The organism is Stieleria bergensis (assembly GCA_007745635.1).
GTDB classification, from domain to species: Bacteria; Planctomycetota; Planctomycetia; order Pirellulales; family Pirellulaceae; genus Stieleria; species Stieleria bergensis.
Genome location: CP036272.1, coordinates 3,299,946 through 3,320,620, shown reverse-complemented (window position 1 = coordinate 3,320,620; position 20,675 = coordinate 3,299,946). Strand labels below are relative to the sequence as shown.

The window sequence follows — 20,675 nt, the reverse complement described above, 5'->3', positions numbered from 1 at the left end:
CTGATGATGACTGGAAGCATCGCGCCGAATTACTTGGGACGATGCCTGGTATCGGCGATGTGACATCAGCAACGATCATTGCAGAGTTACCAGAGCTTGGCGACCTGAACCGACAGGAAAAAGCCTCGCTCGTTGGACTAGCACCGTTCAACCGGGACAGCGGGCAGATGCGAGGCAAGCGTTCGATTTTTGGAGGCCGTGGATCAGTGCGATCGGCGCTCTACATGGCCGCACTGAGTGCTCGCCGATACAACCCAGCGATCGCAGCCTTTTCCAAGAGACTGGCCGAACAAGGCAAGCCTCCAAAGGTCGTTATTACCGCATGCATGCGCAAAATCCTCATCACACTCAACACAATGGTCAAAACAAATACAGCATGGGAAAATCCACAAAACGCTTGACATCTAACACAGCCGCTCCCGCAAGCGGGAGGGTATTGTTGAACGAACCGTTGACTGCACTCTCCCGCTGGCGGGAGAGTCGAGCCTAAGCGAGGTGAGGGTGAAGTGGTTGGCAACGCCAACCAGCTGATGGGCACTATTTGCCTTTCAATGCTTCGATATCGCCAAAGTTCCTTAAATCATGGGGAATGCCGACGTAATCCAGCACGCGACACAGACCACGCAGGGCGACACCAAAACCATCGGGACCGCTAAATCCACCGAATTGACCGCCACCTTTCACGTGCGGCTCCAAATCCATGAACACACCATCGGCACCCCGGGCTGTCATCCGTTCATGCACGGTCGGCATGAATCCTTTCAGATCACGCAGGATTGCTTCGTGCCCGCAATCACCTTGATCGGCAGGAACAAAATTCGCCAAGCTGGCTTCATCGACGTGAGTGATTCGGCCCGTGGGAGACGGATCGTGATAATCCTTGATGTGCAACCAGCCCATGCTGGGTTTCATGTCCAGGTACTGAGCGTAGGTTTCGTCGGCGGTGAAACCTTGGGTAACGATATTGGCGCCATCAAAAATCGTCAGCATCGCCGGGTGGTTGACCTTTTCGGCAATTTGCGCCAGCAGAGGTCCGGTTTGCCCGACAAGGTTCGCTTCGACTTCCAATCCGAACGTCAGGCCGCGTTTGTCACAGGCTTCGGCGATCTGTCCGAGCTGGTCACAAACCTGATCCAGATGCTCTTCTGCTGGCGTGCCCTTGGGATGATAAAACGCGAATCCTCGAATCAGCTTGGCACCGAAGGCTTCGGCGCGATCGCATGCTGTTTGAACGTCTTCGGCCAGGTATTGCTTGAAAGGAACGAATCGGTTGCCGCTTCCGTCGTCCACATCCAGCAATTTGACTTTGCCGATTGGCGAACCAATGCTGCTGACTTTCAGTCCATAATCCGACTGCATTTTGACCAGCGACTGGATCTCGGCGTCATCGAGCTGCATGACATTCTTGATGCCATTTCCTGCGTCAATAAAGCGGATACTGTAGTAACGGAGCCCTAATGCAGCGAAGGCACTGTACTGCTGGACGGCCGTTTTATCGTTGGCGGCTTCATCGGCGAAGCCAGTCAAAAGAACAGGAACCTGATCAGACATCGTAAGTATCGAAAAACTGAGGAAATAAACCGTGTACTTCGCTCAGAGTGACCGATTCTCGGCGTCGAATCAACGGGGGATCGACAAAGATTCTGGGGAGCTGGGATCAGGATTCGGTCGGAAACTGGACAACAATGTTGCTGTGCAGCCCGCCGCGTGGTGTCCATTGACTCTCCACCGTGGCACTTTTCGGCTGTACAACGGCCAAAAAGTCGTCCATGATTCGGTTTGTGATCGCCTCGTAGAAGATTCCTTCGTTTCGGAACCGTTGCAGGTACATTTTCAAACTTTTTAGCTCGACGCACTTCTGGTCGGGCACGTAAGTGAAGATGATCTTGCCGAAGTCCGGTTGGCCCGTTTTGGGACAGACCGAAGTGAACTCAGGGCAATGGTGTATGATCGTAAAATCACGCGACGTGTTGGGGTTCTCAAAGACTTCCAGAATGTCGCTGAATTTGTCGCTCTCGCTCACGTCTAGGCTCTCCTCAGGGAAAAATACAAGTGTTGCAGGTTCGGTCGAAATCTACCAGTCCCGCAAGCCCCGAAGAGGGTAACTCAACGGCCCCGGTTCCGGCAATCGCTGATCCTGTGCAACCACCAAACAGCAGCGGACTGCCGACGGTGTCTCAATCACTGTTCATCAGCGAGACGTTCTCCAGCCGCCAGGGCGAAGGCAAACTGACCGGACAAGAGAGTTTCTTCATCCGCACCAGCGGCTGTAACCTGCGTTGCTGGTTCTGTGACACACCTTACGCATCTTGGCAACCCACCGGACAACGGCAATCCATCGAATCACTGGTCCAGGATGCTCAGGCGGTCTTTGCGGACAAACCTGCATCTCACCGGCATGTTGTCCTGACGGGCGGCGAACCGTTGCTGGGAGCCGCGATCGAACCCCTCTGCCATCTGTTTCACCAAGCCGGATTCCACGTGACTCTGGAAACCGCTGGCACAATCCAGCGAGAGCTGCCCTGTGATCTGCTGTCACTCAGCCCCAAACTTGCCTCCAGTGCTCCGGATGCCAAACAGCATCCGCGTTGGCATCAATTGCATGAGCAACGACGCATGCCATTGAACACCATGCGCTACCTGATTGAGACCGCCAAGGATCATCAACTGAAGTTCGTGGTCAGCGATCGCTCACAGTTTGACGAAATTCAATCACTGGTTGAGCAGCTGGAGGTTCACCCCAGCAATGTCTTTATCATGCCACAAGGCGTCTCGATCGACGACCTCGATGCAGCCCTGCCATGGCTTCAACCATGGACCGAGCAAGTCGGCTATCACTACTGCGATCGCATGCAAATTCGCTGGTACGGAAACCGCCGCGGCACCTAGGTCTCGCCCGTGCTTGCCCAACAACCGAGCCAGCGGAAACGCAAAAACCAAACGGCTGACCATTCGTTTCCTGAACTCTCCCGCGTGCGGGAGAGTTCAGCCTAAGCGAGGTTAGTGTCAAGCGGTTGGCAACGCCAACACGGCTGATGGGCTAGCCGTGTTGAACACAGTCTTGGCACACCATCGCGCCTTGGATGGTGATGCCGGCTAATCGATCGCTGTGACAAAGCACACAAGCGACTTGCGTCGACGGTGCCCGATAAGGGTTGCCATCGTCGGTCGCTGACGATGGCTAAGCAGACTCTGTGCGGAGCAGGTGGCGAACCCGTTCGCCCAATTCAAGCAGACAGTCCTGGCACAGCCATGTGCCGCGATTCCCTTTTATCAAGACCGATTTCGAACGTCGTTGATCGCAGCGCGAACACTGAGACTTGCCACTCCGCACCGCCACCGCAATGATCGGCAGCAGCAAGATCAGCAAAAGCACAACAGAGGCAAGCAAAACAAGGACAATAGACATGGTCGGTCCAGTGGTCATCAAGGCATCAAGTTCAAGGCAAGAAAACGCCGAAACAGAGCTCGTTCAGCAGTTGGCTATTGTGAAGGCCAGAACGCTATGTCGCCAGGGCGCCTCCCGCTGCCAACAAACCACGGCATCGCCAAAACGCCTGATGGGATGGCGACCGCTACAGGCACTTCTTCAGCGCGGCCAGCAGGGTGGTGACGTTCTTTTCCGTCGCCGAATGCCCCATCAGGCCGATGCGCCATGCTTTGCCAGCAAACACTCCCAAACCGCCACCGATCTCGATGTCAAACTCGTGGAGCAATCGCTGACGCACTTTGGCTTCATCAATCACGTCGGGGACGGAGACACAATTCAATGTATGCAGACTCTGTTTAGGAATGTACTGCAGGCCAAGTTCCTCCAGCCCCTTGCGCAACAAGAGATGCATTTGCCGGTGGCGTTCAAAACGCTGCTCAAGGCCTTCTTCCAAAACGATCTGCAATGCCTCTCGCAGCGCGTACACCATGTTGATCGGTGCGGTGTGATGATAGGCTCGCCCGCCGCTGCCGGTATAGTAATTCTTCAGCATCGAGACATCGAGATACCAGCTCTGACACGGTGCTTTGCGTGCCTCGATCACCTCGATCGCTTTGGCCGAGAACGAAACGGGCGACAATCCAGGAGGGCAGGCCAAGCATTTCTGCGTCCCAGAATAGATCGCATCGATGCCCCATTGGTCCACTTGAAGATCGTGCCCACCGATTGAAGTCACCGCATCGACAGCAAGCAACATGCCGGCTTGATGCACCACGTCGCCAACGCCCGCTAAATCTTGAAGGGCACCGGTAGACGTTTCCGCATGAACGACGGCCAGCATTTTTGCAGCGGGAAACTGTTTGACAGCGTCCTCAAAATGCTGCAGCGTGAAGGTATCCCCCCAGGGAACTTCAACGGTATGCACCGTGGCTCCGCAGCGTTGCATCATGTCCTTCATGCGGCCGCCGAAGACGCCGTTGATCATCACAATCGCTTCGTCACCCTGTTCCAGCAAATTGGAAACCACGGTCTCCATCCCCGCCATTCCCGTTCCCGAAACAGGAAAGGTCAGCGGGTTCTGGGTCTGATAGACACGCCGGATCATTTCGCAGGTCTGATCCATGTATTCGATATACTGTGGATCCAGATGGCCCAACGTCGGCGAGCCAATCGCTTTCAGAATGCGAGCTGGCACGGTGCTCGGCCCGGGGCCCATCAGCAAGCGTTCACGAGGGTTCAGAGCGTCAAATAGGTTTTCAGACATGATCCAGCCGATATTCGATGAAAATGCGATAGAATCAGCGTTCCAGGCACGCTGCGGGGAATCGTTCTCTAGAGGTCCATTTTATCGCATCAGAGTCCGCCAACCTAGCGGTCGATGAAAAACACTCGCTAGCCTAAGATAAGCATCAGACACGACGCTCTAGAAAAAGAACGAAGATGAAAACTGACGCGGAACGCATTGCCGATTTGGAAATCGAATTAGCTCACATGCAACGACTGTGTGACCAACTGAATGAAGTGGTCACCGAGCAGGCGTTGGTGCTGGACAAAGCAATGAAACAGATCAAGAAATGGGACAATCGATTCAATGACTTGAAATCGTCATTGGACATGTCACACTCCGACGAGCGTGATCCATTGGCGGAACGGCCGCCGCATTATTGAATCGGCCAAGCGATCCCCAGCAGGAAACGCACCCTCCACCGGCGATTCCAAAGCCTCTCAGCGTTTGGGACGATACAAGTGATTGCCTTGCTTAGCGGCTTTGTGAGCCCGGGCAGTGTCTTGATCCACTCCGGGGTCCGCCTGTGCGTTGAGCCAGCGATCCAGTTCCTCGCTGAGCTCGGCGCGCTTATCACTCATCTCACTGCGTTCGGCAAGGTTCGTCATCTCATACGGATCGGCTTGTAAATCGTAAAGTTCCACTGCCGGTCGTCGTTGGTAACGCTGAATCAATCGCAACGCTTTCTCGTTTTGAAAACTATCGAAAACCCACGATTGCCAATAGCGGTTGTTTAGCTTTCCATCGCCGCGAATCCCCATCAGGTGCTTTTCGATGTACAGATTTTCCGGGGACAGGTTCTTCACCAAGTGATACCGGCCGTCGGTGATCGATCGAATCGGATACGAGGGACCTTCGGGGATATTGTTGTGGACCCCGAAAACGTAGTTGCGATGTTGCGGCTGCTTACCCAGTAGCACTCCGGAAAAACTGGAACCGTCAAATGGGTTTCGAATGAACCGGATTCCAGCCAAGTCAGTCAGGGTTGGCAGCACGTCTGCATACTGAACCAACGCCTCGGTACGCTTTCCAGCCGGGACGATGCCTGGCCAGCGGGCGATCAAGGCGGTGTGCACGCCCGTGTTGTAGTTGGTCCATTTGTTGCCTGGAAACTGCGATCCCTGTTCGGAAGTGAACAGGACCAAGGTCTCACGGTCCTTCCCCGATTCATCAAGCGCCATCAGCAGTTCGCCCACTTGAGAGTCCATGTAGGTAATTTCTGCCAAGTAACGACTGAACGCATCTCGAGTGGTGTCCGTGTCGGCAATGTTTGGCGGCAGCTTCAGCTTGCCTGGTGGATACTGCGAGGCGTCGCCCATCACCCAAGGCACATGAGGCTCAACCAAGGCAACCACCAAGCAGAACGGTTGACTGTCGCGACCGATGAACTCGCCAACGGCCCCCAGATCGTGCTCATTGGTTGGTGAACGCACACAGGATTTGTCAAATCCCTGAACCATTTCAAAGGGGAAGGCTTGTTTTGGCTGAACATGCACTTTCCCGGCAATACCGACGCGATAACCTGCAGAACCCAAGTAGTCGGGCATGGAATCAATGTCCGCATGGCTGGCCGAATGATTCCAAGCGCATCCGTTGGTCATGGGATACAAACCGGAATACAGTTCCGCACGGCAGGGCTGGCACATTGCCTCAGCAAGAAAGGCTCGGTTAAACACCAGCCCTTCGCTGGCCAAGCGATCGATGTGCGGAGTCTTTGCATTCTGACCGCCATAGACTGGCAAATCGTTGTACGTGCAATCATCAGCCATGATGATCAAGACATTGGGCCGCTCCGCATCAGCGGCGTCTGCCTTGGACACACTGACAACCGAGAACAAACCAAGAGCACAAACAGTAACCAGCGTCAGGTAAAACCGAGTCATGAATCGCCACCAGTTGCAAAAGAGAAGAGACGTTGTCGAGCGACAAACAGACGCGCCGCACCACAGATGATGCAGGTTGCGAGCATCGAGGCAACAAGCACGAAGCGCTGGCGACGGCACAAGAAAGACCGGACTATTGTAACCGAATGAAACGACCGATGTCGTGTGCCGTGCTTGCATGCACCAGCAAACCGTAACGTGCTGTGCTTGCACACACGCACCAACCGGAGGGTGCCCGAATTGATTTAGGCCATGATCTCGCGGATCGGTTCGACGTGTTCAACGCCGACCAGTTTCTGGTCAAGTCCGCTAAAGAAGTACGACAGGTTGTTCGGATCAAGTCCCATCAACTGCAAGACCGTTGCGTGCAGGTTTTTAACATGCAGAGGTTTCTCAACGGCGGCCGCTCCCAGTTCATCGGTGGTACCATAGGAGACACCGCCTTTGATGCCCCCACCGGCCATCCACATCGTGAAGCCGTACGAATTATGGTCGCGCCCGCTGCCTTTGGCGTATTCTGCCGTAGGCTGACGGCCAAACTCGCCGCCCCAGACCACCAAGGTCTCGTCCAACATCCCGCGTTGCTTGAGATCCTTAAGCAGACCAGCGATCGGCAGATCAGTGCGGCCAGCATGGCGGTTGTGGTTCAGTTCCAGGTCACCGTGTGCGTCCCAGTTATCATCGTTGTGCGCGCCACCACTGTAGAGCTGAATGAATCGGACGCCACGATCGACAAGCCGCCGAGCGATCAGGCAGCGTGTTCCAAAGTCATTGGTCTCGGGATTGTCGATGCCGTAGAGCTGTTTGGTCTTCTCGTCCTCATCGGCCAAGTCAACGGACTCTGGCGCCGCAGATTGCATCTTGTAGGCGAGTTCATAGCTGGCGATTCGAGAAGCCAAATCACTATTGTGCACTCGCGATTCCATATGCCGTTGGTTAGCGGATTGAATCGAGTCGATCATTTCGCGCTGCATGGCTTCGGAAACGCCATCGGGACGACTCAGATTCAAAATTGGGGAACCCTGGCCACGGAAAACCGTGCCTGCATAGCTGGCGGGCATGTAACCGCTGCTCCAGTTCTTCGCTCCGCTAATCGGTCCCGCTTTGGGATCCAGCATCACAACATAGCCGGGCAAGTTCTCATTCTCGGAACCAAGACCGTAGTTAACCCACGATCCAAGTGCGGGGCTGCCCGAGAGGATCTTTCCGCTATTCATCATCAGCATCGCCGAACCGTGAATAGGAGAGTCAGCCGTCATCGAATGCAGGAAAGCGATGTCGTCAACATGATTGGCTAAATTGGGAAACAGCGAACTGACCCATTTGCCGCATTCACCATGCTGGGAAAATTTCCAACGCGGCTCAACAATTCGGCCACCGGTTCGTTTGCCACCGCGACCAAAGGTTTTGACGTCAACGGTCTTGCCGTCCATGCCCGTCATCTTGGGCTTGTAATCAAACGTGTCCATGTGGCTTGGACCGCCGTACATGAACAGGAAGATGACGCTTTTGGCTTTGGGAGCGAAATGTGGCAGTTTTGCCGCTAACGGGTTAAGCGAACCGGGCTGATTATCAGCCGCCGACAACACATTGTCTTTGGCCAGCATCGATGACAGAGCGGCAGCACCGAATCCACAACCGCCTTGCCACAGGAACTCGCGACGCGTGCGACCACAAAAATTTCGTTTTTTAGGTTTCATTTGACTTCTCATCAATCCACAAACAGAAACTCGTTCCAGTTCAACACGCTCAGGCAATACAGATCCTTTGCCTTCTCGGCAGACACACCGTGCGTCTGCTGCAATTTTTGAATGAATGCCACTCCATCGCTGACTTCCGCAGGTTCTGCGTCGCGCGAAATCGCACCACGAATGGTCGCTTTGACAAACGCTTCATCGCTAACGCCTTCGCCGCCGTAGGTCTGACGCATGCGGACGGCTTGCTGATGAGCGAATTCGCCATTGAGCAGCGACAGCGCTTGGGAAGGCTGCAAGGTCATGAAACGACCTTCGCACGTGACATCCGGATCGGGAAAATCAAAGGCCGACAACAAGGGGGTCAGCAACGATCGCTTGACGTAAATGTAAACGCTGCGACGGTTCTGATCTTCGGGACTGGAATTGCCCCAGCCACTACCGGGTCGCGATTGCCCCGACATCGCCTCACGGGAAAGCTTTGGATAAATGCTTGGCCCATAGGATTTCAAATTCAATGAACCGCTGGCGGCCAACATCGAATCTCGCACCTCTTCAGAGCTCAAACGGCGCGGATCGAACCGCCACAACAAGTCGTTGTTGGGATCGGCCGCCATGCCAGCATCAGTGCCCCGCGACGACATCTGGTAGGTCTTGCTATTGAGGATCAGCCGATGCATCGCTTTGACACTGTAGTCGGATTCGATAAACCGATTGGCCAGGTAGTCAAGCAGCTCGGGGTGCGTCGGCGGCGTCCCCAATTGACCAAAGTTGTTGCTGCTGCGAACGATGCCGCGTCCGAAGTGAAATTGCCAAATGCGATTGACCATCACTCGAGCCGTCAAGCGGTTGTCGTCACTGGTGATCCAGTCGGCGAGCACCGTGCGCCGTCCGGTGGATTGTTCGGTCGTCGATTCGCGTTGCGGAAATTCAGGATTGGCTGCGTCAAAGAGCTCGGGGAAACGGGGCTGTACCTCATCCGCAGGCGAATGCGGACTGCCTCGGAACAGCACATTCATGGGCTTGTCGACTCGTTCGTACCGAGCGACGCCTAAAACCTGTTCTCGAGCCGGCAACTTCTTAGCCGCTTCAGCATTTGCCGTAAACTGTTGCTTTAAGTCGTTGTACCGCGTCCATTGATCGCCGTCCAAGTTGTCTTTCAATTTGGCTTTCAGCACACGCTGCCGGTCTCGACGTGGCCCTTCGGTCGCACGTTGATCGGGAGCGGACATCTTCGCAATTCCGGCTTGCTCGATCTCGCGAATCAGTTTCTCCAGTTCGACTCGCTTGGCGTCGTTGGCTCGATAAGCCGCCTTGACCTCATCCGATGTCACATCAATCTGGTTAAAGCCCGTTCCATTGCCTCGCACTCCATATGGGGTCAGGTCCTGGAAGAAGGAAAGATAGCTGTAGTAATCCGTCTGAGGAATCGGGTCGATTTTGTGATCGTGACAACGAGCACAGTTCAAGGTCAGGCCCAAGAACACCTGACCAGTGGTGGTGATGATGTCGTCAAAGCCATCAAACTTCGCTTGCAGTCCGTCGGCCGGTTCATCATCCCAAATCCCCAGTCGATAGAAACCGGTCGCGGTCAATGTGTCAACAGTGACCTCTTCCAGTTCATCACCGGCCAGTTGTTCGCGGACGAATTGATCATAAGGTTTGTCATCGTTGAAGCTGCGAATCACGTAGTCGCGATACTTCCAAGCGTTCGGCTTGGGACCATCGCGCTCATAGGAGTTGGTTTCCGCAAAGTGCACCAAATCCAACCAGTGCCGTCCCCAATGTTCACCGTATTGAGGTGCAGCCAGCAGGTCGTTGACGCGCTGCTGGTAGGCATCGGGAGACTGATCGTTGACAAAGCTTTGGACCTGTTCCGCCGTCGGTGGCAATCCGGTCAGGCTGTAATACAGACGTCGAATCAAGGCCTGCTTGGAGGCAGGAGCGTTGGGTTTCATTCCCGCCCGATGAAGGCCTTGATAAACGAATGCGTCAATGCCATTGGACTGCCACTGGACCGCTTCAACGACGGGCGGAGCGGGATCACTCAGTGGCTCAAAGCCCCAGTGATTCTTCCAGTTGGCACCTTGCTCAATCCATTTGCTAAGCAACTCAATTTGCTCTTTGCTCAGACGATCGCCTTCAGGTGGCATTTGCTCACCTTCATCGTCACTCAGAATCCGAGCGATCAACAGACTGCTATCGACATCACCGGCGACAATGGCGTGATCGCCGGAATCCGCTTCAGCAAAGGCTGAGTCTTTATCAGCAAAACTAAGTCCCGATTCTGCCTCGTCGGGACCGTGGCACGCATAACAGTGCTTGGCCAACAGCGGCTGAATCTGCTTTTGAAAATCAATTTCGTTCTCAGCAGCAGTCGCCGCGTTTGGCAGATTGACAGCAACCAGGAGACCGAACAGCAGCAGGGGGTGGAAAACGAGCTTCATCGTGAATGTTGCCGAAAGGAGCAGCAGGAGGGAAGGGCACCAAGGTCGAGCTTCAAAGCGAGCATTTCAGCGCTGCAATGGCTGACGTCTCATTATAGCTCGGTGAGCCCGCTTAAGCGGGTTCGACGCAACGTTACTTTGTAATCATCGACGATTACGCCACCAATTCCAATGAGATTAAGTTCAAAACTCCTGAGCAATATTCCACAGGCATTCTGAAATGGAAACTTTGCCGGAAATGGATCATGTCGCTTGCCTTGAAAGCGTCAACTTATCCTCGCCGATCCGCCAAAAGCCCGCCCCAATCGCTAGCGGTTGAAAGCCAATCGTCTAGCGCTGAGCCGACAGAACACGCGAGCCCGTTGCCTTGAACTGCGATTCCATGCTCACTTTGCAAAGTGCTGCAAACGTTGTCGCAGCGCATTTTCCTTGGGTGGGACAGTCAAGAGAATGTACTTGGCCCGCTTGGACGCTTCGTCCTGCTGTCCCAGAGCGTCCAACAACTCCATTGCATGAAGCTTGGCATTGTACCACGCAGCACTGCCGCGTTTCATGCCCAGAGAGTGCCGTTCGAAGAGCTCGACAGCCGCTTGAACCGCAGCCGCGGAGCGATCGCCAGAGAGAATCTGCTTGGTTTGCAGGAGAAGGTTTTCCAACAACGGACCGGCTGGTTGTTTTAACGTCACACCTGCCAACGCGTCGGCACTTGCCTTTCCCGGTTGCAGCCAAAACTGCACGACGGCTTTCTGCCACGCGTCATCCAACGAGAACTCACTGAGCACCGCTGCATTTCGTTTGCGGATCGCCGGGCGTTCGATACCATCAAGCATCAAGCGCATGGCGACCGAGTTCTGCAAGGCAGCGGGAATGGTGTTGGCATTCAGTGACGCAGCCTCCTGCAATCGAAACGTCGCCAGTTGATGGGCAGCGTTTTCCACCGGAGGCGTCACCTCCGGACCACAGATCGCCACGATGGTTTCCAACGCTTGTAAATTGAAAAGCCGCCCAGCCACCTCGTAAACCGGCCGCTTCAACTGGTCATCCTTTCTTGCCAGCTCGATAAGTGTTTGTGCCAGGGAATCAAGATCCGCCTGCGTTGCCTTGCCGACTGAACAAGCCTGCAACCACTGCGTGGCCGTTGGCTGAACAAGCTCCGGTCGTTTACTTAGCACGACCAGTTGCAATATTTCTTCGCCGGCAAGCTTGTCGTGGCCCGACGCATTGTGAATTTTGACCAACCAGTTCATTGCCGTCACCGCTTGTGATGACTGTGGCCATTGCTGATATACATCCTGCAGGTACCCAATCAGGGTCTCAATGCTGATGCCGTCAGTGGACTTTTCGGCGAGTGCTTTGGAGACGATCAGCGCGGCCTGCAGTTGAGCCGAACTCGCTCCTGGGTCGGATTGATGCCGCTGGGAGACACGACTCAACACCAAGGCTGCTTTGCTGGGCTGATCCGCTCGCATCCATGCGGCAGCCGCTTTGCCGGCATACTGCAACGCCATGGCCGAATCGGGCTCAATTTCTGCGGCGTTTTGCAATAGCGAGGCCGCCTGCTGAACGTCCCCGCGCCGCAACCAGTCTTCTGCTTGAACGACCACCAGCGCAGCGCTGGAGTTCATGTTGGGCTGGGTCGGCGTGATCAGTTTTGCGTCTTTCATCTCGCGCAACACGATGGCTTCGGCACGTCGCCGGGCGAAGTCACCGTAACGAGATCCGATCGTCCCGATCCAAGCCACTACTTGAGTTTGGTCGACCGGTTGCTGAGCCAACCGGACCTGCAAGGAGGCGAAGTCCAACACCTTAGAAGCCACGGATTTGCTCGCCCCGAAACGCAACTGTTGGTCGAGTCGCTCGGCGGCACCCAACTCATTTTTGGCCAGCAACAGGCGAATGCGAAGTGCGTCCCAGGCGTATTGCTCAGACTCATTGCCACTGACTTTCGGGGAACTGGTGAGCTGCTCGGCCTCCACCAGATTGCCGCTCCGGAGTTCCGCTTCAGCCAACCAGCGCTGGGCCACGGGCTTTGCGGCAGCGTCGTCTGGCAACTGTTGCAGAAGTCGCTTCGCCTGCACCGCCGCGTTGGTTGCGAGGCTGCGATAATCCGCTGATTGAGGATCAAAGACTTCAGTTTGCAACACCGAAGTGGCGAGCTGGCTGAGTCGCAACTGATTCTCAAGACTCTTGAGTTGTGACGCAGTGGGCTGGAATCCGCTGCCCTGCGAAACGGTGCCACTGGCGGCGTTGGCCCATAGCGGTTTGATTTCTTTGACCAGTAGATCCGTGTCACGCTGCAATCGCGAAAATTGTTTGACCAAACGATCAGTGTCCTGCTGATTTTCCGCGGCGATGGATTTGGCGACAATCGCCGCTGCCAAGATGCGCTGACGTGACTTGATTTCTGCCGCCTTTAGAAAGACCGACAAAGCAGCCCCTGGAGGCGGGTCCGCAGCGATTTGCTGGCCAACGGGCTGAACACTGATCGCAACGGCGTTCTCAATTCGCTGTTGCAAAGATTCGGTTCCCGAGAAAAGCCGATCGACCTGCCGCTGCGTCAGCACTTCGACCAACATCGCCGCCCAGCGAGCGTCATCCAGTGACCCTTTCATGGCTCTCGCCTGCATGCGTTGGCACAGGGCCTGTGCAGCATCCAGCTGCGAACGTTCGATCAGGGCATCGACTAAGTTACGATCGACCGAATCAGTTGCAGGCGGGCGCCACGTATCACGGGCCTGCACTCGCGGCGCTGACCAGGCCAGCGCAAGCATGACAACCAACGCCGTGCCCCAGCGAGGCCCGGCGAACCGATTGACAATCGACGGCACGATTGATCGATACAACATCAAGAGGGAATCCGTTTACAAGCTGCGTTATCAATTCAAGGCGTCAGATGCTTAACAAAGAACTCTCGCATGCGTCGCTTTCCGTATCTCCCGCCATCACTGTGGCCGAGTCCGGGAATCATGAGGAATTCGAAATCCTTGTCCGCTTGAATCAAGGCATCTACCAGGCGATAGGTTGACTCTGGCGGGACGTTTTTGTCCAGTTCCCCGACAACCAAGAACAGCTTTCCGGTCAGCTTGGCTGCGTTGTCAATGTTACTGCTTTCGGCATAGTGAGGCCCAACGGGATAGCCCATCCACTGCTCATTCCAAGAGGCCTTGTCCATGCGGTTGTCATGACAACCACAGGATGCGTAGGCGGCTTTGTAAAAATCCCCATGAAACAAAACGGCACCGCAGGCGTTTTGTCCGCCAGCGGAGGTGCCATAGATTCCCACACGGTCCACATCCAGTGCTGGGTACACTTTGGCTGCGGCTTGGATCCAAGCGATGCGATCGGGGAACCCCGCGTCTTTTAAATTGTGCCAGCAGACATCGTGAAAGGCTTTGGACCGATTGGCGGTGCCCATGCCATCGATTTGCACCACAACAAATCCAAGATCCGTCAAATCGGTGAACCGCGCTGAGTTCGAATACCGCTTGGGCACATGGGAACCGTGAGGCCCAGCGTAAATCGCTTCGATGATGGGGTACTTGGCCTTGGCTTTCTGATCGAAGTCCGCTGGAAAATGAAGGGTGCCCCAGATCTCAGTCTGCTTGTCACGGCCGACGCAATGGAAAACGCGCGGCTTGGCGAAGTCACTCTCCCCGTCGGCAAGACGCTCGGCACTTACCAATGGACAGACCAGTTGACCGTCCTTCGTGCGCCGGAGTTCATGGACGGGCGGTAAGTCAAGCCGACTGTAACTATCGATCACAAATCGCTTATCAGGAGAGAAAGCCACTTGATGATCTCCATCCCCATCGGTCACCGGAATCGATTCCGAGCCATCGAGTTGGACGCGCACCAAGTGCTTAAAGTAAGGGTCCTGATTGGGGTAATAGCCACCAGCCATTAGATCGAGGGTCCCCGCTGGTTCGTCAATGTCGATAATCTGTCGCACCAACCAATTGCCACGTGTAATGGGATGGGCTTGCCAATCATCAGTCTTGTCCAGGTCAACCATGTAGAGATGCCGATAACCGCTGACCTCGCTGGAATAGATGACTCGATCGGAATCCTTGAGATACGTCAGCAGCGGCACTAGCGGTCCATGCATGGTCCAAATAAAGGTGTCAGTTTGCTCGTCGATCAGCACATCCTGTTTGCCAGACAAGAGATCTAGACGAAACAGGCGGAAACGCTGATGTCCGCGATCAATTTTGGAAATCGCCAATTGATTGCCATTGAACCAATGCACTCTGGGACCACCAAAATCAAGCACGGGCAGCTGGTGCTCAAGTGCTTGGCCGGTCTTGGTATTGAATGCCACCAGGCGATACTCGTCATAGGGATCACCAGGCAGGCGGTACGAGGCACGATGCTCGACTGCACGTCCGCCACGCGCGGGCGATGATTCGATCGTGACCACGTCTTGCGGGCGATGTTGAGTCTGCAACCAAGCAATCAAAACGCTGCCATCGGGTGACAAAGCGGCACGTGTTAGGCGCTGTTGCGAGTCCATGTCCACCGACAAGGTCTGCCACGCTTGGTCGGTTGCCCGGTCCCGAACTTGCAACACGTTGCCTTGCAAGCGAGACTCGACTGTTGGGGCAGGACGTTGCTCGGGACGCCCGCGACGCGGACTCGGCTGCGAAGGACGCTGCTTGGGATTGGGGTACTCCTGTCGGATAACGAAGGGGCGATCGCTTTGCTCGGCAACCATGCTGCCAAAGTACTTGCCTTCCCGAGACTTGGCCATCCAGGCATGCCCGCTAAAGGTCTGTTGGCGACGCTTCTTCCCTGGTTCTAAAACGCCATAAGACCGAGTCCCGCCGGAGAGGTCCACCCAAAACAGTTCGACCGTGGAATCACTTTGATTCTCGATCGTGATATTGATCTCCGCCGGAGAGGATTCAGAACGTGCTATCGGCCCGCCAATAAATTCATTCTTCTGATTGCGAACGCTCGCGGCCTCCTGAGGGTTGCTTTCGCCCGTTTCAGCGTTCACCACGATGACCTGACGACCACCGCCTGGCAGTTGCTTCGTGAACGTGAAATGTGTGTCGTCTGTCCAACGCACGTCCAAACGCTGATTCAGTGTGCGCGGCTGCACTCGCTTGGGCGTCAGCGACTGTTGACTCCACGCGGATTGACCAGTCAAACACAGCAAACCCAAGGCCGCCGCGAACAGCGGAAGCAAACGGGAAGGGAACACGAAAGGCGGGATCAACGAAGTACAAATCGTCCGCATCGGGGGTCTCTCAGATCGAAGACTCAAGTGGGTAAGGCAAGTGATAGCTTAGCAACTGTAGCCAAGTGGTTTTCACTACCCAAGCACGCCGCCTGAAGGGATCGAGGAAAATCGCTTGAAACCGAGGCTGGTTTTGAACCGTCCCTGCCTGAATGATAGAAGCCCAATGGTAGCGGCATTGACGATGATTGCCCCAAGCATCGCGAGCGAAAATCCCCAAAAGCAGGTGCGGTGGTCGGAGACCAAACATGCGTTTATGGAGGTCTCGGTCAGGTTTCCGGTTATGCGGGCGGTTCTTTCACAGTCTATGCCGGCTGGTCCATTTTGATGCATTCGGTCCGGCAGACCCCAACTAGCGTGTTGGAATCCCCCTGCTGTGGAAAGATCGTCAGCCGAAGCTGCACTGGATCAGTAAACTCACGTAATCCACCAGTAGCGGGGAAGTATTTACCGCAAACTCAGCGAATAAGCGGGGGGCCGGCACACCATCAGGCCTTTCCTGAAGCTGAAGTTTAACTACCATTCCCCTTTTGAATGTGTGGAGCACACGGAAGTCTGCACTTCGAACTCTCTTCTTTTTTAATGTCCGAGGTCTTATTTAGATGTTTTCTAAGCAACAGCGTCAAGCATTTACGCTTGTCGAACTCTTGGTGGTAATCGCCATTATCGGAATTCTGGTTGGCCTGTTATTGCCAGCCGTCCAAGCTGCTCGAGAAGCAGCGCGAAGAATGAGTTGTGGAAATAACTTCCACCAAATTGGACTCGCTCTTCACAACTATGAAACTGCCTTCAAACAACTTCCTACCGAGCAGGGCGGAACTTGGTCTGATGGCAATACGCCAGCGAACATGAACAATCGTCTTGATCTCTCGATTTTTGTTGGCTTGCTTCCTTACATGGAGCAGCAACCGTTATGGGAAAAGATTCGCAACCCCAGCATTTACAATGGCGTTCAGTACCCAGCGATGGGGCCAGCCGGATGGATTGGTGCCTACGAGCCGTGGGTAACTGAGATTCCAGCACTCCGTTGCCCCAGTGACCCTGGTAGCGGTCTTCCTGCCTTCGGACGAACCAACTATGCAGCTTGCATGGGTGACTCCGTCGACTTCATGAACAATGGCAAGGTCCAAATTTCGCAAGGCGCGATCCGACGTCCGACTCAAACTTGGGTTGTCAACCGAGCGAACGCCGCCAACCGCGGTGTCTTTGTTCCTCGCACCACCTCAAGAATGCGAGACATTCTTGACGGTACTTCCAACACGATCATCTGTGGTGAAATCGCCACTGACTTGGGTGACCGAGATGCCCGAACACTGGCTTCGTGGCGAAACGGCGGAAACGCGGTTCGCAACAACCCTTTGATCTGCGAGGCTCAACTGAGCCCAGAACGCCCTCAGTTCTGGTCCAATGGTTCAGACGGTGGTACCGCTCCACAATTACCGGGTGCCGCTCAAGGTCGTGGCATGCGTTGGGCTCACGCTGTCACTGTGTACACCGAGTGCAACACCATCCGTCCACCCAACAAAGAGCTTTGTCTGCAAGGCGGCGACACTTCTGGTATTGATTCACCCGGCAATGCAACCATGAGCAGCCGCCACTCCGGTGGAGCTCACATCCTGTTGGCAGATGGCGCCGTGACCTTCATCACGGACTCCATCGAAGCGGGTGACCAAACCATTCAAAACGTATGGCTCAACGGCACCGGTCCTTCAACGGTCGGTTCAGAAAGCCCTTACGGTCTTTGGGGTTCACTGGGAACCAAGAACGGACGCGAAACCATCCAAGAAGACTTTAACTGATCTTCTCGTGTCAGGAAGGTCACGCGGAAGCCAGTTAACGATCCAATCGTTGCTTGACCGCGTGACGCGTAAACCATGCAATTTTTCCATTCGAGTCATGGCGGTGCCGTGCCTCACTCACTCCTGTTTTGATAGGAAACAATGAAGAAGATTTTGATGGCGCTTTTAGTGCTACCTGTTGTGATGGCCGTTACGGTTGGCTGCTCAGAAAAGAAGAACACAGTGATCCAGCAAACGGAAGATCCCGCTGCAGCGACCGACCCCGGATCCATGACGGATCCTGGCATGGCCGAGGACGAAACGTCGGAGTAGTCGCCCGCGTTCGATAGCCGCCTTGTTGCGGATCACTTCAAGACAAGTGTCGAAACTCCTTGTTGGCCATTCTGCCAGCAAGGAGTTTTTTAATGCCCTAGGAAGTCTCGACCGAAATCCATGACCCTCAGAACTTCAGCCGATTGCGTTTAACAACACGCTGGGTTGGAGGACTCAGCCACTTGACGCAAACCTTCCAGGCCAGTCGGTGGCTCAATCAACCAGGGGATCAAGTGCGTGCGATGATCGCTCTGTTCGACGGCTTCATCCACGTATTTCCTCTCACCCAATTGCCGTTGTTTCAGGATTGGATCGTGAACCGTTAACGGCAGCAGACTTTGATTGACCACCCATGCCGTGGGCTTGATTCCAGCACGCAGCAAATCCTCTTGCAAGGCTGCCGCCTCATGCACCGGAGTCGCTTCCGGCAGCGTGACCACCAAGACATTGGTAAACTCGGGATCGCGCAGTCGGGGCAAAAGGTTTTCAACAGAGTCACTCACCTGACTGGTCTGTCGACTGACTTCCTTGTGAAAGGCCAGCGCTGAATCGAGTAACAAGATCGTGTGTCCGGTGGGAGCGGTGTCAAGAACAACAAACCCGTCCTCGCCCTCGGCGACCGCGTCGGCAAAGGCCCGAAACACAGCAATCTCCTCGGTGCACGGCGAACGCAGGTCCTCTTCGAGCAATGCCCGTCCCTGTTCATCCAAGCCATCACCTGCTGCCGCGCGAACCTCGTTCCGATACTTTTCAGTCTCTTCACCGGGATCGATGCGGCCCACCGTTAGATTCGGTAACGCGTCCTGAGCCAAAGTGGCCGCGACGTGAGCCGCCGGATCGGTCGTCGTTAGACGCACTGCATGTCCGCGCTGTGCAAGTTCAACCGCCACGGCACAAGCCACGGTGGTTTTTCCAACACCGCCTTTGCCCATCGCCAGCACCACGCCCTTCGACTTGGCTGACAACTGATCGATCAGCGGACCAAAGCTGGCTGGAAGATCACTCGTTGGCAGTTCTCCATCGGACGTCGGTTGGACCGACTCCTCGGCGCTGCCCAGTTGTGCCAAGGCATCAATGCCCATCACCGCACGCGCCGAGAGCGGAATCTGTCTTTGCTTCAGGCTTTGCAGAGATTCCGGCATCTCGGCGATCGCTGATTGACCGCGTTTCTGCATGGCCAAAGCAACAGGATCATTGACATCCGTCGCCTCAAACAGGCCGTTGATAATCAGGTGTTGATTCTCCACGCCTAGTTCCCGAAGCTCATCAGCAGTCTTGCCAGCTTCAGCAAGCGCAGAAGTCTCTGGGCGACTGACAAGCACCAACGTCGTTGTCTGAGCTTGACGCAGCGCTTCGGCTGTCTGAGCATAAACGGCTTGCTGCTTCTGAAGTCCAGCCAAGGGACCGACGCAACTGGTACCCGAGGTGTTCTCTTCCAAGAACTCAGACCAAGCCGACGGTAAGGTCAACAGTCGCAGCGTGTGCCCTGTGGGTGCGGTGTCAAAAATCACATGATCGTAGTCCTGTGTGGTCGAAGGCTCGCCCAGCAATTGCGCGAACTGATCGAAGGCGGCGATCTCCACAGTACAAGAACCAGAGAACTGCTCTTCCATACTTGCGACCGCGACGTCGGGCAACACGCCGCGATAGGGACCAACCATTCGTTCGCGATACTCCGCAGCAGCGGCCTCTGGATCGATGTTCATCGCGAACAGCGTTGGCAAACCCCGAACAGAGGTCGGCTCCGTCCCCAACGGTGTCGACAGGACTTCGTCCAAGTTGGACGCGGGATCAGTGGAGACCAGCAGGACGCGTTTGCCAGCTATGGCTAACTGCACAGCCGTCGCACAGGCGGTGGTCGTTTTCCCAACGCCGCCCTTTCCTGTGAAAAATAAATTCCTTGTTGCATGTTCAAATAGCATTTCTCTGCCCTCGTTTCGTTCTTTCACTCTTCATGCGTCCCGACACCCACTTTGAAACCGAGACCGACCTCCACTCACCATCCGTAGCAAAACACCGACGCAAACGCGTTTCCAATCCTTGCCCCAAACCGAGTCCGTTGCCCACTGAACTGGATCAACGAACCGACTTCGTCGCCTGGGCGGACACTCCACGCCAAGCGAATCCATGTGCACTGCCTCTTAGCAGCAACCGGACTGACCACCGCAGCATCCACCACCAGAAACTGGCAGGGCAGGGCGTGTGGCAGGCTGATCGCCGCCCGACGCAGGTGCGACCGCGTCGATCAACTTGACCAGTTCGTCCCGACTGGGATAGTCGGCCTTGCTAACGATGTTGCCATCAATCATCACGATCGGCAGGACCTCGGTGCCCTCTTTTTCGATCAACTGTGTCACCACATCATTGGCTGCAAACGCGGCCGGCGTGTGCGAGAGATTGAACCGGTTCACGTGATGCCCCTGATCTTGTAACCACTGTAGATCACCCGCAAAACGCGGCAAAACCGGGTCAACACTTGGACCACACACACCGGTGGAGCAACACATGGGGCGGTCATAAATACTGATTTCACTCATCTTTTTTTCTCCGTGATTAACAATCCTAGACACGTCCATCCGGTCGCGT

Annotated in this window: 15 protein-coding genes; 5 read left to right on the top strand and 10 right to left on the bottom strand. The window is 55.2% G+C overall.

Going from position 1 to position 20,675, the window contains the following annotated elements; translation table 11 throughout:
* Positions 1–401: transposase (locus SV7mr_RS11430; protein ID WP_145278342.1), on the top strand; the 401-nt coding region annotated here is incomplete at its 5' end.
* A gap of 136 nt (positions 402–537) precedes the next feature.
* Here SV7mr_RS11430 and SV7mr_RS11425 read toward each other — a convergent pair.
* The gene (locus SV7mr_RS11425) at positions 538–1,551 is read right to left on the bottom strand and encodes a sugar phosphate isomerase/epimerase family protein (RefSeq protein WP_145272078.1); all 1,014 of its coding nucleotides are present in this window, start codon (positions 1,549–1,551) and stop codon (positions 538–540) included.
* A 106-nt stretch (positions 1,552–1,657) separates the two neighbouring features.
* Complete coding sequence (queF, locus tag SV7mr_RS11420) at positions 1,658–2,023, bottom strand: preQ(1) synthase (protein ID WP_145272075.1); 366 nt, start codon at positions 2,021–2,023, stop codon at positions 1,658–1,660.
* A 149-nt stretch (positions 2,024–2,172) separates the two neighbouring features.
* On the opposite strand from queF, the gene SV7mr_RS11415 reads away from it, so the two are divergent.
* The gene (locus SV7mr_RS11415; protein WP_419188405.1) at positions 2,173–2,889 is read left to right on the top strand and encodes a 7-carboxy-7-deazaguanine synthase QueE; all 717 of its coding nucleotides are present in this window, start codon (positions 2,173–2,175) and stop codon (positions 2,887–2,889) included.
* 686 nt (positions 2,890–3,575) lie between these two features.
* Here SV7mr_RS11415 and SV7mr_RS11410 read toward each other — a convergent pair.
* The gene (locus SV7mr_RS11410; RefSeq protein WP_145272073.1) at positions 3,576–4,694 is read right to left on the bottom strand and encodes a pyridoxal-phosphate-dependent aminotransferase family protein; all 1,119 of its coding nucleotides are present in this window, start codon (positions 4,692–4,694) and stop codon (positions 3,576–3,578) included.
* A gap of 176 nt (positions 4,695–4,870) precedes the next feature.
* Here SV7mr_RS11410 and SV7mr_RS11405 point away from each other — a divergent pair, with 176 nt between their 5' ends.
* Complete coding sequence (locus tag SV7mr_RS11405; RefSeq protein WP_145272071.1) at positions 4,871–5,098, top strand: SlyX family protein; 228 nt, start codon at positions 4,871–4,873, stop codon at positions 5,096–5,098.
* Positions 5,099–5,155: 57 nt separating this feature from the next.
* Here SV7mr_RS11405 and SV7mr_RS11400 read toward each other — a convergent pair whose 3' ends face one another.
* From SV7mr_RS11400 to SV7mr_RS11380, 5 genes are all read right to left on the bottom strand, one after another.
* The gene (locus SV7mr_RS11400) at positions 5,156–6,598 is read right to left on the bottom strand and encodes a sulfatase family protein (RefSeq protein ID WP_145272069.1); all 1,443 of its coding nucleotides are present in this window, start codon (positions 6,596–6,598) and stop codon (positions 5,156–5,158) included.
* Positions 6,599–6,843: 245 nt separating this feature from the next.
* Positions 6,844–8,298, bottom strand: coding sequence for a DUF1501 domain-containing protein (locus tag SV7mr_RS11395; RefSeq protein WP_419188404.1), 1,455 nt, complete (start codon positions 8,296–8,298; stop codon positions 6,844–6,846).
* An 11-nt stretch (positions 8,299–8,309) separates the two neighbouring features.
* The gene (locus SV7mr_RS11390) at positions 8,310–10,739 is read right to left on the bottom strand and encodes a PSD1 and planctomycete cytochrome C domain-containing protein (RefSeq protein ID WP_145272065.1); all 2,430 of its coding nucleotides are present in this window, start codon (positions 10,737–10,739) and stop codon (positions 8,310–8,312) included.
* A gap of 386 nt (positions 10,740–11,125) precedes the next feature.
* A complete protein-coding gene (locus SV7mr_RS11385) occupies positions 11,126–13,585 on the bottom strand; it encodes a hypothetical protein (RefSeq protein WP_145272064.1) in 2,460 nt (819 codons plus the stop codon).
* Between the two features lie 35 nt (positions 13,586–13,620).
* The gene (locus SV7mr_RS11380; RefSeq protein ID WP_145272062.1) at positions 13,621–15,978 is read right to left on the bottom strand and encodes a prolyl oligopeptidase family serine peptidase; all 2,358 of its coding nucleotides are present in this window, start codon (positions 15,976–15,978) and stop codon (positions 13,621–13,623) included.
* A gap of 602 nt (positions 15,979–16,580) precedes the next feature.
* Between SV7mr_RS11380 and SV7mr_RS11375 the strand changes: the two genes are divergently transcribed.
* On the top strand, positions 16,581–17,777 hold the full coding sequence (locus SV7mr_RS11375; RefSeq protein WP_145272060.1) for a DUF1559 domain-containing protein: 1,197 nt from the start codon (positions 16,581–16,583) through the stop codon (positions 17,775–17,777).
* Positions 17,778–17,918: 141 nt separating this feature from the next.
* Positions 17,919–18,089 carry a hypothetical protein gene (locus SV7mr_RS25305; protein WP_419188403.1) on the top strand — a complete coding sequence of 57 codons (171 nt, stop codon included), beginning with the start codon at positions 17,919–17,921 and terminating at the stop codon, positions 18,087–18,089.
* Positions 18,090–18,238: 149 nt separating this feature from the next.
* Here SV7mr_RS25305 and arsA read toward each other — a convergent pair whose 3' ends face one another.
* Both arsA and arsD read right to left on the bottom strand, forming a co-directional pair.
* The gene (arsA, locus tag SV7mr_RS11370; RefSeq protein ID WP_145272057.1) at positions 18,239–20,011 is read right to left on the bottom strand and encodes an arsenical pump-driving ATPase; all 1,773 of its coding nucleotides are present in this window, start codon (positions 20,009–20,011) and stop codon (positions 18,239–18,241) included.
* 219 nt (positions 20,012–20,230) lie between these two features.
* Positions 20,231–20,626, bottom strand: a complete 396-nt coding sequence (gene arsD, locus SV7mr_RS11365; RefSeq protein WP_145272055.1) for an arsenite efflux transporter metallochaperone ArsD — start codon at positions 20,624–20,626, stop codon at positions 20,231–20,233.
* Between the last annotated feature and the right edge of the window lie 49 nt (positions 20,627–20,675).